This window comes from Lishizhenia tianjinensis (assembly GCF_900116425.1).
GTDB lineage: Bacteria > Bacteroidota > Bacteroidia > Flavobacteriales_D > Crocinitomicaceae > Lishizhenia > Lishizhenia tianjinensis.
This window is the reverse complement of the sequence record NZ_FPAS01000001.1, coordinates 1215107-1227086: the sequence shown is the minus strand read 5'-3', so window position 1 is coordinate 1227086 and position 11980 is coordinate 1215107. Positions and strand designations below refer to the sequence as shown.

The following is an 11980-nucleotide window of genomic DNA, read 5'->3' as shown; positions in this document are numbered from 1 at the left end:
GAAATGAGAAAAATTATTGTATTCATCGCAACAATTGTTAGCTCCTTGGTGGTAGCCCAGGATTTAGAATTTTCGCAATTCTATGCTAATCCATTGTATTTAAATCCCGCCTTCGCAGGAACAAATGGTTGTCCTAGGATAGCCACAAACTATAGAAATCAATGGCCATCACTTACAGGGAATTTTGTAAGTTTTGCAGCTTCATACGATCAGTATTTCGACAATATAAGTGGAGGGTTCGGAGTTACGGCAGTACATGATAGAATGGCTGGTAATACCCTAAATCATTCACATTTATCCTTGATTTATTCTTACCACTTGCCCATCAATAGAAAATGGACAGCGCTCTTGGGTGCACAAGCAACCTGGAACCAGAAGTTTTTGGATTGGTCTAAACTTTCTTTCGCCGATCAAATAGATGATAGAAGAGGATTCATTTACGCAACTCAAGATGTTGTTAGGGGAGGAAGTAGAGGGTTTTTTGATGCTTCTGCTGGGGTAATTTTATTTAATGAAAACTTTAATGTAGGAGTTGCAGCGAAGCACTTAAACAGACCTAATGAATCTGTGATTGTAGGTGAAAGCAAGATGCCTATACGTATTACGGCGCATACTTCTGCTACCATTCCTTTAGGGTCTAAGTCGCAATACCAGAATGTAACTACCATTATGCCAACCATATTATATTCTTACCAACAAGGCTTTCAGCAATTAAACTTGGGTACTTATGTAAAGTATTCAGCTTTTACGGCGGGTGCCTTCTTAAGGAATAGAGACGCCTTTATCTTATTGGTAGGTATAGAGCTCGAAGATTTTAAAGTGGGCTATAGTTATGATATTACCGTTTCTCAATTAAATAACGGAGTTTCTGGAGGAGCACATGAAGTTTCTCTTGGGTTAACGATTCCGTGTAAAAAGAAATCTCCAAAATTCAGGATGATTAGTTGTCCTTCGTTTTAATAAATAGTTCTCTTGTTTTTACAAGATTATTGTTGTTTTGTTTGATGGAATAGCAGGTGGTAATATCACCTGCTATTTTTGTATACCTATTATTGTCCACAGATTTCCTATAAACAAATAAAGCACCCCGAAGGATGCTTTATTTAGAGTAAAGTATATGCGTATTACTCCTTAAAATTTGTAGTTAACTCCTACACTCGGAAGTATAGGTAATTGGTAAATCTTTTCGTTGGTAAGTCTGTTAACGTAGAAAATGTTTTCTCTATTGTATACATTAGTTACACCAACGATAATCTCTACTTTATTCTTGTTCTTTAATTCGTAGTTCTGTTTTAAAGTAATGTCAAATCTGTGGTAAGTTGGTAGCCTTGCAGAGTTAAGGGTTCCCAAAAGTAAACTAGGTTCACTTACATTAGAAGTGGTGTAGTCTGTAGTTACTCCTTCACTAAAGGTTTCACCTTGGTAATTACCAACCGTAGGCGTGAAAGGTAATCCTGTTCCTAAATTCCAACGTACACTTAATTCAATGTTCTTCTTTTCACCAAAAGCGTAAGTTCCTACTAAATTGATGTTGTGACGTCTATCAAATAAAGGTGTGTAGTACTCAAATCCGTCCCATCTTCTTGTTTTACCGTAAGAATAAACTCCCCAAAGGAAAAGTCTGTCTTTGGTATATTTCAACAATACATCAACTCCATAAGCAAAACCAGATTCTATTAAGAAGTCTTTTTTCGACTCATCTGCGATGTAATAGAAGGCACTGATATCGTCGTATAATTTGTTGTTATTGATGTTGGAGAGTCTTGGGAAGTATTTGTAGTATCCTTCTACATTTAAAGATAAGTTTTTGGTGAAGTCATATTCAAACCCACCGATGGCGTGCCAAGCAACTTGTAAACCATTGTCTACATCTACAACTTTTCCATTCGGGTAAGTGAAGGTAGAAGGTATACTTGTAGGAGCACTTAAGAATCCGTAGAAAAGGTTAACGATGTCTCTGTCTGAAGCTGCAGAAGTAAAGTTCTGCGTGTAGCGTCCACCTGAAACTTTGAATCTAAGATCTTCTGTAGCATTAAACTTCGCCGCTATCCTTGGTTCTGGCATCAATTCAGATAAAGAAGCATAGTATTGTAAACGTATACCTGGTTGGATGACCCATCTTCCTGTTATTAATCGGTAGTTGAAGTACCCGGCAAATTCTGTGTTGTTCTCTTTGGATTGAATCTTAGTTAGCGTTGTTGAATTGTAGGTAACAAAGTCTGTATTGAAACTTCCTAAATTGATTCCGTAATTGATCTCTGATTGATTTTTCAAGAAGTAAGTGAAGTCAAAGCCTAAATCAAATCCATTGATAGAACTTTCCCTTGGTGCCAATGAATCATTTTCTTGGAAGAATATGTTGTAACCAGAGGCGTTAAGGTGACCTTTGATATAAATCGGAGATGAACCCGGTATCAATAAAAAGTTTAATCCTCCTCCAGAACTTGTCCAGTTTAAATCGGCTACATTGGCGTAGTTTACTCTATCGTTGTTGTTAAATCCAAAGAAAGAAACTTTAGATCCCATGTCTCCTTTAAATGTTACTTTACCGTATAAATCTGTAAAATCAAAGGGAAGTCCAGATCCATTGTTTACATAAGGATAGGCAGATCTTGAGGAATAATCTAATAATGACTTTTTAGCAGAAAAGATAAAGGTTGAACCCGCATTTGAATTACTGTCTTTAGAACGCGTAAGCGGTCCTTCCATAACAGCCTTAGCCATAAAGGGAGAAATTGAAAATTTTCCTCCGAGTTTACTGCTCTTACCATCTCTGTAGGTGATGTCCATTACCGAAGATATTCTCCCACCGTATTGGGCATCAAATCCTCCTGTATATACATCTGCACTTTTTACAAGTTCTGTTTCGAATACAGAGAAGAAACCAATAGAGTGGAAGGGATTGTAAATGGTCATTCCATCCAAAAGAATTTTGTTTTGTATGGGTGTACCTCCTCTAACATAGATTTGCCCTCCTTGATCTCCTGTAGTTACAACTCCTGGTGTTACACTGATGGCAGATACGATATCATTTTCAGCACCAAAACTTGGTAGTCTTTCCAATCCCTTTTGATCTAATTTTACCATAGAGATTTCAACTTCTGTGGTTTTAGATTTATCTGAGGCAGAAATTTCTACTCCTTCTATTTCTTTTACGTCTTCTGGTTTTTTTAAGTCGAAACGTAAATTCTGTATACTCTTCTCTTTATCTAAAAGTATACTGTCTTTAATTTCTAAATATCCTGATGCTCTTACACTGATGTAGTAAAACCCTTTGTCCAATTGCGCCAAAGAAAAGAATCCGTCCAAATCTGAATTGGCTCCTTGGGTGGTTGGGGTTTCTGATTTCGACTTTAGAATTACTTTAGCGTAAGCAATAGGTTCTTTTGTTTCTTGGTCAAAAACAAAACCACGAACTGTGTTGTCTTGCGCGTAACCTAAAGTGCTTAAAATGAGCAGGGAAAAAAGTGTAAGAAATACGTTTTTTAATTTCATAATTTTGGGTTCATATCCATTATAGCCTAGCGGGCACATAGATACAGATTATTTTTAAGTTTTTTAACACCAAAAATGTCAATTGTAGGAGCTGTTGACTTTACGGTGGTTGAATTGAAAATTAGGACTTTAAGATTTGTTTGGCTTTTTCCCAATAAATATCCATTTGTTCGAGGTTCATATCTGAAAATTGGGCATCTTCTTCCTTCATTAGGATTTCCATTTTTTGAAATCTTTGAACGAATTTATTGTTGGTTTTAGACAATGCATTTTCAGGGTTGATGCCCATAAAACGAGCATAGTTGATTAAAGAGAAGAGCAAATCACCAAATTCTTCTTCGGCCTTATCCGATTGCGCGTCTACATCATCTTTAAATTCTTGCAATTCTTCTTGAACCTTTTCCCAAACTTGTTCTTTGTTGTCCCAATCAAAACCAACACCTTTAACTTTTTCTTGTATACGACTAGCTTTCACCAATGCAGGAAGAGAAGCAGGAACTCCTTCTAAAACCGATTTCTTTCCTTCTTTCAGTTTTAATTTCTCCCAATTCGCTTTAACTTCTTCTTCAGATTCAGCTACAGTATCTCCGTAAATATGGGGGTGTCTATGGACGAGTTTATCACAAATGGCATGTAAAACATCTGTAATATCAAAGGCTTTTTGTTCACTGGCTATTTTACTGTAAAAAACCATATGTAACATGATGTCTCCAATTTCTCCCTTAAGTTCGTCCATGTCTTTGGCAAGTATGGCATCGGCTAATTCATAGGTTTCTTCTATGGTTAAATGTCTAAGAGATTCTAAGGTTTGTTTTCTATCCCACGGACATTTTTCTCGTAAATCATCCATGATATTTAATAATCGCTCAAAGGCCTCTAATCGCTTGTCCATCCTTGTTTTTTTTAATTATTACAAATAAACTAAAACTTAAAAGAAGGAGCTTCTTATTTTTGTACATAATGCGCAGTATGAAAAACTTTTACATTTTATGCATGCTTATGTTGCTTTCTTTTACTGGAATTGCGCAAAAGAAGAATTATGCTTTAAGTATACATGGAGCTGGAGGTTTTTTATTGGCCCATAGATCTGTTATGGCCCATTTGCCGCAACAACATACAGGTGCCTTGAATTTTAGGTTAAGTTTTTTAGGAAAGGACGGAAAGTACTGGCAGCAACTTATGAATCAACCCACCTATGGATTGGATGTACATTTTACTTCTCTCGGAAATAAGAACTTACTTGGTAAAGGGATAGCGGGTTTATATTTTGTAGATGTTCCTTTGAGCAAAAGTCTTTTCTATCCCTCTGTGTACGGCGGTGCTGGTTTGGCTTGGGTAGAGAAAATCTATGATGTGCAGCACAACCCAAAAAATAACGCCATAGGTAGTCATTTGAATTTAGCGGTTCGTTTAGGTTTGAATATGAATTATGAATGGGAACAAACCCACCTACACTTCGGTTTTCACGTGATGCATTTTTCAAATGGTGCCAGTAAAATGCCCAATTTGGGAGTGAATTTACCCTATGTACAATTAGGAGTTTCTCAGTTTATTGGAGATGCAGAGACGGAAGAATATGCCACTTTCAAGGCTTTAAGGAAGGATGTTACGCACTGGAGAATTTTAGGGGTGTATTCCAGAAAGGATGTTTATCCCTTATTGCAAAAAGTTTCGAGTGTTTATAGTTTATCGGCAATTCGAACCAAATATAAAAGTAAGTATTGGTCCTACGATTTAGGTGTAGAATTTATCGCCAACCAAGCCCAAGCGAAAATGTTTCCCAATCGGGTGATTAAACAAGGGGAATTATTGCAGGTTGGATTGTATACGGCCTATGTTTTAAGTTTTGATCGTTTGGATCTTTTTGCAGGTTTAGGAGGCTATGTGAAGAACGATTTGAATATCGCCGGTTGGCTCTATCAGAAGGTAGGTGCCAGGTATCATTTCAATGATAAATGGGCTGTGCAATTTGCAATTAAAGCCAATTTTGGTAAAGCCGATTATTTAGAATATGGAATTAACTATACCTTCCATGAAAAGTAAGTTTTGGTTCATATTATGTGTGGTCATCTTGACTTTTTCCTGTAAAAAGAAGGAGGAAAGATCTTGTTGGAAATTTTCGGGAGAAAAAGATACCTTGACCTATGCGATTTCTGATTTTGACAGTTTGCGTTTAAACGAAAAAATAGATTTTGAACTGGTTGAAAGCAATGTTGCTAAACTTGAAGTAATTGGAGGCAGGAATTTAATTGGATTGGTGGATTTGGATAGTACAGGAGGTGTTTTAAGCATAAGGAATGCTAATAAATGTGCCTTTTTAAGAAATTATAATGCCCCTATCAAGGTACGGATTCATTTGTCTTCCCTAGAATACGTTTACTTAGATATCTCTGAAAAACTGCATAATGAGGGAGTGTTGAATTACCCAAATCTCTTTGTTTTAGCTCATTCTGGAGCGGGAAGCATAGATCTAAATGTGAATGCGAATAAGTTGTTTTTAGATGCCAGCTATGGGAATGTGGATTTCAATTTAAAGGGGCAAGTAAGCGATTTGGGCTTGAGTATTAAATCGAACGCCTATGGTTCTACCCAAGATATAAAGGTGGCGGATGAACTGGAGGTGTACAGTAATACGGTTGGTGACCTTCATTTAAATGTAGAAGGGACCAATAATGTGAAAGCGAATTTGGTGAACAAAGGAAATGTTTTTCTATACGGAACACCAAATGCAATTGAAAAGACAATTGAAGGTGAAGGGCAAGTGATTGAAGGAAATTAAAAAGCTTTCATTAACTTTGCAATAAGATTTAAGAGTTATGGATTTAATATTAATTACAGTTGGATTATTGGCCTTAGGATTTGCAGGAATTGCAATTAAAATTTGGGCAAAAAAAGGTGGTGAGTTTGCAGGAACTTGTGCGTCTAATAATCCTGTTCTTCAAGAAGAAGGTGCAGCTTGTGGATTGTGTGGAGCAAAACCAGAGGAGCAGTGTTTAAATACAGATAAATAAGACTTATTCTAGTCTATTTTTGTCAATATCTTACCCTTTCTAATTTCTAAAGGACTCTCAATATTATTGGTGTAGAGCTGTCCTGTGCCCAAACCTTGGTACATGTTTGTATTGTAAAGTGCGGTAAGTTGTGCGATACAAGATAAACCAACGTTAGACTCTAAAGCGCTGGTCATCCACCATTTTATGTTTAATTCTTCGGCAAGAGCTATCCATGCTTTTGTTCCTACTATACCTCCGTGTAAGCTTGGTTTTAAAATGATGTATTGAGGTGAAATTGTTTCTAATAATTCGCGTCGTTTAGTACCGTAAACACCAATCAATTCTTCATCTAAGGCTATTGCCAGGGGCGTTGATTTACACAAATCACGCATTTTCGCTATTTGTCCTGCTTTTATAGGCTGCTCTATGGAATGTAAATCAAAGGCAGCTAAACGTTCAAGTTTCTCTAAAGCATCTTCTGGTGCAAAAGCTCCATTGGCATCCACACGGATTTCAATTTCATCCTTGCTGAAATTTGAACGGATAAAGGACAATAATTCCAATTCTGCTTCAAAGTCTATAGCACCAATTTTCATTTTAATACAATCAAATCCAGCAGCTATCTTTTCTTGAATTTGATCATACATAAATTGTTTTTCTCCCATCCATATCAATCCGTTAATCGGAATTTCTAATTGACCTGTTGTAAAGTCTGAAGGGAAATAAACTAACTCTTGTTTTTGCTTTAAGTTTTCTAAGGCCATTTCGAGTCCGAACAAGATAGATGGATATGTTTCCAGCTCTTCTTGATGTAAGACATAATATGAAATGTTAGCAACAACCTCTTTTACTTTCGCTTCATACTGATCGAAATCTACAAAGTCTGGAGATAGACCAGTAATGATGCTGCATTCACCTAGTGCTTCAAAATCATCTTCTTTAAGGTAGATAAACCATGCGTGTTTTTGGGTTAACACCCCACGACTCGTACCTGACGGACGTTTAAAATCAAAGGTCTTTTTCTCAAATCTGGCTGTTAACGACATAGTACAAAAAGTATAGATGATAGCAAACAAATCAAAAAGGTAGATAAAGCCACCTTCTTTAATTCTGGATCTAAATTTTGAGGAGTTTCTTCCTTCTTAACAAAGTTTAAATGCTTCATTAAAAGAGCAAAGGGTAATAATCCTATCATCATCCAAGCATTTTCTTGTAATGCAAAGAAGGTTAGAAAACAGAAAAATGCCATAGAGATTAAACGGTAATGATGGCGTTTTCCTTTCTCGTATCCCATCTTAACGATAATGGTGTTTTTTCCCACTTTAGCGTCATTTTCATGATCGCGTAAGTTGTTCAAATTCAAAACTGCTGTACTCAACAAACCGATACCAATTGCGGGGATAATCAATAGTACATCAAAGCTTTTTGCTAAAAGAGTAAATATTCCCAAGGTGCTTACGAGTCCAAAAAAGATGAAAACAAAAACATCTCCCAGACCATTATAACCATAGGCTTTTTTCCCCATTGTATAAGTGATGGCTGCAATAACGCAGGCAACCGCTAAAAAGATGTAGGTATAGAGTATAGTGGCCGGTAAATCTTTTGTTCCCAATATAACCAATGGAATTGCAGTGGCTAATGAGAGCACAGAAAATAAGATAACAGCACCTTTCATTTCTTTTACGCTGATGGCTCCACTTTGTACAGATCTTTGTGGACCAACTCTACCTTCATTGTCTGCACCTTTTAGCGTATCTCCTAAATCATTGGCAAAATTTGAAAGTATTTGTAACAAAAGGGTAGTGGCCATGGCTAGTCCAAACAATAAGCCATCCCATTTATCTAAATAATAAGCGTAGAAACTTCCGAATAAAATTCCTGATATAGAAAGGGGTAAGGTACGCAAACGCGCAGCACTTACCCAAGCTTGCATCTTTGTCATAGGCCAAAGATAATTTTTTCCCTATTATTTATTGGCTTTTAAAAAGGACTCCATCATAAAGATTTCTTCTACCGTATATCTTTGGATGGCTATTCTATCTTCAAGGCTTTGTTTTTCCTTTTTACTGCTTGCCATTTCAGCTATGCTTTTGTCTTCTTTATTCGAAAACTTGTCAATACTACCGCTGTAATTGTAGTAGGTGAAAAAGTGATCTATGCTCCATTGAGTCCCATTTTTAACATAGCTTAAGTCATGCAATACAGATCGTATTTCATTGTAATAAAACCAACAAAGTTCATAGGTCTTATTGTTGTTTTTAAGCAGAGGTGCTATGCCCACTATTCTAAAATTGAGTTGTTGTTGAAGGGTATCATAAAACCAATCTTCTTTGATTCTAAATCCAACCAATTCAAGAGTATCTTCTGTTAGTTTCAGTCCTTCTAGGGGTGTGGTAAATTCATCGTCTATGGCAGAGTAAGCAGTTATAGAATCCTTGGCTACATTGTCAAGAAGCGTTTGAAGGATTTGATTGCCGAGTAGTGCAGGGTTGTCTTTAAGTTCTATTGTTCTCCACAAGCGTTCTGTCCAAATAATGTTTTCTTCTACAACGGTGGGTAGTTTTTCTAGTTGATTTAAGGAATTATTATCGTGAGGAGGAAAGGGTGCTTTTAGCATTTCTTCTTGCATTGCCTTTTGGTATTCGGCTTCACTGTAATAACTTTTGAGTAATACACCCTGGGCGTAAACATGAATAAACATCAATGCTTCATCCTCGGCATAAAAGTACCATGCACCCTGTCTTTTATTGGCCTCATAGTAACCCTGAACTTTAGTATTCTTATTTGGGTATTTGGCAAGGTATGCTCCGTTTAGTTCTTGGTCGTTTGTATGATATACCACAGCAAGGTCACCCACTTGGGTTTTGACTTTTACAGTTTGTGCATAGAAAGTAGCGGTGAGTAGTAAGCAAATGGATAGAATTATTTGTTTCATAAATTTAGGTTTTACTACTTAACGATACTCCTATTAAAAGTTACATCGGATCTACGTCTATATTTATGCGGACAGATTTATGCATGGGTTCGCTGTAGAATTTATCTATAATCTCAGTGATTTTTGCTTTCACTTTTTTCGGAGAAGCTTCCCTTTCCATTTTGAGCTTTACCACTTGTATATAATTGTTTTGTATACGCTTTATGGCCGGGGCTTCCGGACCTAAAATACGGGAACCAAATACATTGTAGAGTCGGCGACCAAAATCTGCTGCCATAGCCTCTAAATCTTGTTCTTTTCTATGTTTTAAAGTGAAGTTGATGATTTTATAAAAGGGAGGGTAGAGGTAGTTTTTACGCTCCATAATCTCATTCTTATAAAAACCATTGTAGTCGTGCTCTATAACATGACGAATAACCCAGTGGTCAACATCGTGTGTTTGGATGATAACTTTACCTCTTTTACTTTTTCTTCCTGCTCTACCTGCAACCTGCGACATCAAATGATAGCTCCTTTCAAAGGCTCTAAAATCTGCTCTGTTAAGCATCAAATCCGCATCTAAAATTCCAACCAAAGAAACATTGTCAAAATCCAATCCTTTGGTGACCATTTGCGTTCCTACCAATATATCTATCTCTCTATTTTCGAAATTAGAGATGATTTCTGAGTAGCTGTTTTTTTGGCGTGTTGTATCTAAATCTAAACGCTGAACTTTCGCTTTGGGGAAGAGTACAGACAAGTCATCTTCAATTTTTTCTGTACCAAAACCAACCATTTTAAGTCGGTTAGAACTACATTTTGGACATGACCCCATAGGGGCTGCGTAATAACTACAGTAGTGACACTTCAAGGCGTTACCATGTTTGTGATAGGTCAAAGAGACATCACAGTTTTTACACTTGGGGGTCCAACCACAAATCTCACAATTCCATATAGGGTTATATCCTCTTCTGTTTTGGAAAAGAATAATTTGTTCCCCGTTTTGCAGGGCTTCCTCCATGTGTTGCACCAAGAAAGAACTAAAGTGCATGTTCATGGTCTTTTGTATCTTTTCTTTTTTGAGGTTAGCCGTGAGAATTTCTGGCATTTGAACATCACCAAATCGTTTGTTCAATTCTACCAAACCAAACTTTCCTTCTTGGGCGTTAAAGTAAGTTTCAAACGCAGGGGTAGCCGAACCAAGCAACACTTTGGTCTTGTGCAAAGCCCCTAAAACAATGGCACTATCTCTGGCATTGTAGCGTGGAGAAGGATCATATTGTTTAAAAGAACTTTCGTGCTCTTCATCTATGATAATTAATCCTAAATCTCTAAATGGAAGGAATAAACTACTTCTTGCACCAAGTATAATTCTAAACTTTGTGGGGTTGTTATTGAGCAGAGCATTCCAAATTTCCACGCGTTCGTTTTGGTTGAATTTGGAATGGTAAACTCCTACTAAATCTCCAAAATACGCCGAAAGTCTGTTGATTAACTGTGTGGTTAAAGCAATTTCTGGCAGTAAGAATAGAACTTGTTTTCCTGCATCCAGTTGTTCTTGTATGAGTTCTACATAAATTTCTGTTTTACCAGAACCTGTTACACCGTGTAGCAAACACACATCTTTATCTGTAAAAGAAGTTCTTACTTCATCCAAAGCACGTTGCTGATCTTCAGATAGCGCCTTGCGTTGTTTGGTTTCGTCATCAGCTTCTCCCAAACGAGAAATTTCCAAACGATCACTAAACAGTACACCGTTCTTCTCAAGTGTATTTAAAGATGAAACGGAAGCACCTTCACTCTCTAATCTTTTTCTGAGAATAAATTCGGCCTTGTTGCCTTTTAAACCACCGAGTTTTAGATAGGTTAAGATGGCTTGCAGTTGTTTGTCCTTTCCTTTGGCGTCGGATAGTTCTTGCAAGTAAGCTTCTAATTTATCTTGTTGCGCATATTCATCCGTAAGGCGAATAAACAAGGCTGTTTTTGGCGTGAATTTGTGACGTAATTCTTCCTTGGTTAAAAGTACTTTGTATCCAATCAGTTTATTGATGATGGGCTGTATGGTTTTGATGCCTACAATTTCTGAGATTTCTTTTAAATCCAATTCTTCTTGAATCTCCAGTGCCTCATAGATTTGATATTCTCTATCATCTAATCTGTCCAGAATGTTTTTATTGAATTCGGGGTGAAGAATGATCTTCGTTTCACTGGCGAGTTTGAAGTTAGAAGGAAGCGCAGCGTTCATAACATCTCCCAAGGGAGCCATGTAATAATCTGCAATCCAATTCCACAGCTTAAATTGATTTCCTGTGATGATAGGATTTTCATCCAGAACATGTTCTATGTACTTGGCTTGATAGCTGGGTACATCCTCATGAACTTTCGTGATTAAGCCGGTAAATAACTTTGCTTTTCCAAAGGGAACAACTACTCTTATCCCCGGTTTTACATGTTCATTCAACTCAAATGGAACTCTGTATGTAAATGACTTGTTTAAAGCCAAAGGGAGTAATACTTCTACAAAAAATGTCTTTCTTTCCGCCACCCGATAAAGATAGAAAAAAGGAAAGTTCTACAA

10 protein-coding genes are annotated in these 11980 nt (G+C 36.9%); 4 read left to right on the top strand and 6 right to left on the bottom strand.

All coding sequences use genetic code 11. The features are described 5' to 3' along the window. Nucleotides 1-3: 3 nt before the first annotated feature. Nucleotides 4-960, top strand: a complete 957-nt coding sequence (locus tag BM327_RS05655) for a PorP/SprF family type IX secretion system membrane protein (RefSeq protein WP_090247346.1) — start codon at nucleotides 4-6, stop codon at nucleotides 958-960. Nucleotides 961-1131: 171 nt separating this feature from the next. Here the strand turns inward: BM327_RS05655 and BM327_RS05650 are convergent, their stop codons facing one another. Next, entirely contained in the window at nucleotides 1132-3495 is a 2364-nt protein-coding gene (locus BM327_RS05650; protein ID WP_170853683.1) for a TonB-dependent receptor, read from the bottom strand. Nucleotides 3496-3616: 121 nt separating this feature from the next. Continuing rightward, nucleotides 3617-4387, bottom strand: a complete 771-nt coding sequence (gene mazG, locus BM327_RS05645) for a nucleoside triphosphate pyrophosphohydrolase (RefSeq protein ID WP_090247344.1) — start codon at nucleotides 4385-4387, stop codon at nucleotides 3617-3619. Between the two features lie 77 nt (nucleotides 4388-4464). On the opposite strand from mazG, the gene BM327_RS05640 reads away from it, so the two are divergent. The 3 genes from BM327_RS05640 to BM327_RS05630 are packed head-to-tail and all read left to right on the top strand — an operon-like array spanning nucleotide 4465 to nucleotide 6506. Next, a complete protein-coding gene (locus BM327_RS05640; RefSeq protein ID WP_170853682.1) occupies nucleotides 4465-5538 on the top strand; it encodes an acyloxyacyl hydrolase in 1074 nt (357 codons plus the stop codon). Beyond that, the gene (locus tag BM327_RS05635; RefSeq protein ID WP_170853681.1) at nucleotides 5528-6274 is read left to right on the top strand and encodes a GIN domain-containing protein; all 747 of its coding nucleotides are present in this window, start codon (nucleotides 5528-5530) and stop codon (nucleotides 6272-6274) included. The genes BM327_RS05640 and BM327_RS05635 overlap by 11 nt, the downstream gene beginning before the upstream one ends. Nucleotides 6275-6311: 37 nt before the next feature. Beyond that, nucleotides 6312-6506 carry a membrane or secreted protein gene (locus tag BM327_RS05630; RefSeq protein ID WP_090247341.1) on the top strand — a complete coding sequence of 65 codons (195 nt, stop codon included), beginning with the start codon at nucleotides 6312-6314 and terminating at the stop codon, nucleotides 6504-6506. 8 nt (nucleotides 6507-6514) lie between these two features. Here BM327_RS05630 and BM327_RS05625 read toward each other — a convergent pair whose 3' ends face one another. The 4 genes from BM327_RS05625 to priA are packed head-to-tail and all read right to left on the bottom strand — an operon-like array spanning nucleotide 6515 to nucleotide 11947. Beyond that, nucleotides 6515-7534: an o-succinylbenzoate synthase gene (locus BM327_RS05625; RefSeq protein ID WP_090247340.1), complete on the bottom strand. Its 1020-nt coding sequence runs from the start codon at nucleotides 7532-7534 to the stop codon at nucleotides 6515-6517. Beyond that, complete coding sequence (gene menA / locus BM327_RS05620) at nucleotides 7525-8430, bottom strand: 1,4-dihydroxy-2-naphthoate octaprenyltransferase (protein ID WP_090247339.1); 906 nt, start codon at nucleotides 8428-8430, stop codon at nucleotides 7525-7527. Before menA ends, BM327_RS05625 begins: the two co-directional genes overlap by 10 nt. Nucleotides 8431-8454: 24 nt before the next feature. Continuing rightward, nucleotides 8455-9423 carry a hypothetical protein gene (locus BM327_RS05615; protein WP_090247338.1) on the bottom strand — a complete coding sequence of 323 codons (969 nt, stop codon included), beginning with the start codon at nucleotides 9421-9423 and terminating at the stop codon, nucleotides 8455-8457. Between the two features lie 40 nt (nucleotides 9424-9463). Next, on the bottom strand, nucleotides 9464-11947 hold the full coding sequence (gene priA, locus BM327_RS05610; protein WP_090247337.1) for a replication restart helicase PriA: 2484 nt from the start codon (nucleotides 11945-11947) through the stop codon (nucleotides 9464-9466). Nucleotides 11948-11980: the final 33 nt, after the last annotated feature.

Coding starts and splice junctions, on each gene's coding strand:
- BM327_RS05625 (WP_090247340.1), bottom strand. CDS start 7,534: ATGTCGTTAACAGCCAGATTTGAGAAAAAGACCTTTGATTTTAAACGT.
- BM327_RS05615 (WP_090247338.1), bottom strand. CDS start 9,423: ATGAAACAAATAATTCTATCCATTTGCTTACTACTCACCGCTACTTTC.
- BM327_RS05655 (WP_090247346.1), top strand. CDS start 4: ATGAGAAAAATTATTGTATTCATCGCAACAATTGTTAGCTCCTTGGTG.
- menA (WP_090247339.1), bottom strand. CDS start 8,430: ATGACAAAGATGCAAGCTTGGGTAAGTGCTGCGCGTTTGCGTACCTTA.
- BM327_RS05640 (WP_170853682.1), top strand. CDS start 4,465: ATGAAAAACTTTTACATTTTATGCATGCTTATGTTGCTTTCTTTTACT.
- BM327_RS05650 (WP_170853683.1), bottom strand. CDS start 3,495: ATGAAATTAAAAAACGTATTTCTTACACTTTTTTCCCTGCTCATTTTA.
- BM327_RS05635 (WP_170853681.1), top strand. CDS start 5,528: ATGAAAAGTAAGTTTTGGTTCATATTATGTGTGGTCATCTTGACTTTT.
- mazG (WP_090247344.1), bottom strand. CDS start 4,387: ATGGACAAGCGATTAGAGGCCTTTGAGCGATTATTAAATATCATGGAT.
- BM327_RS05630 (WP_090247341.1), top strand. CDS start 6,312: ATGGATTTAATATTAATTACAGTTGGATTATTGGCCTTAGGATTTGCA.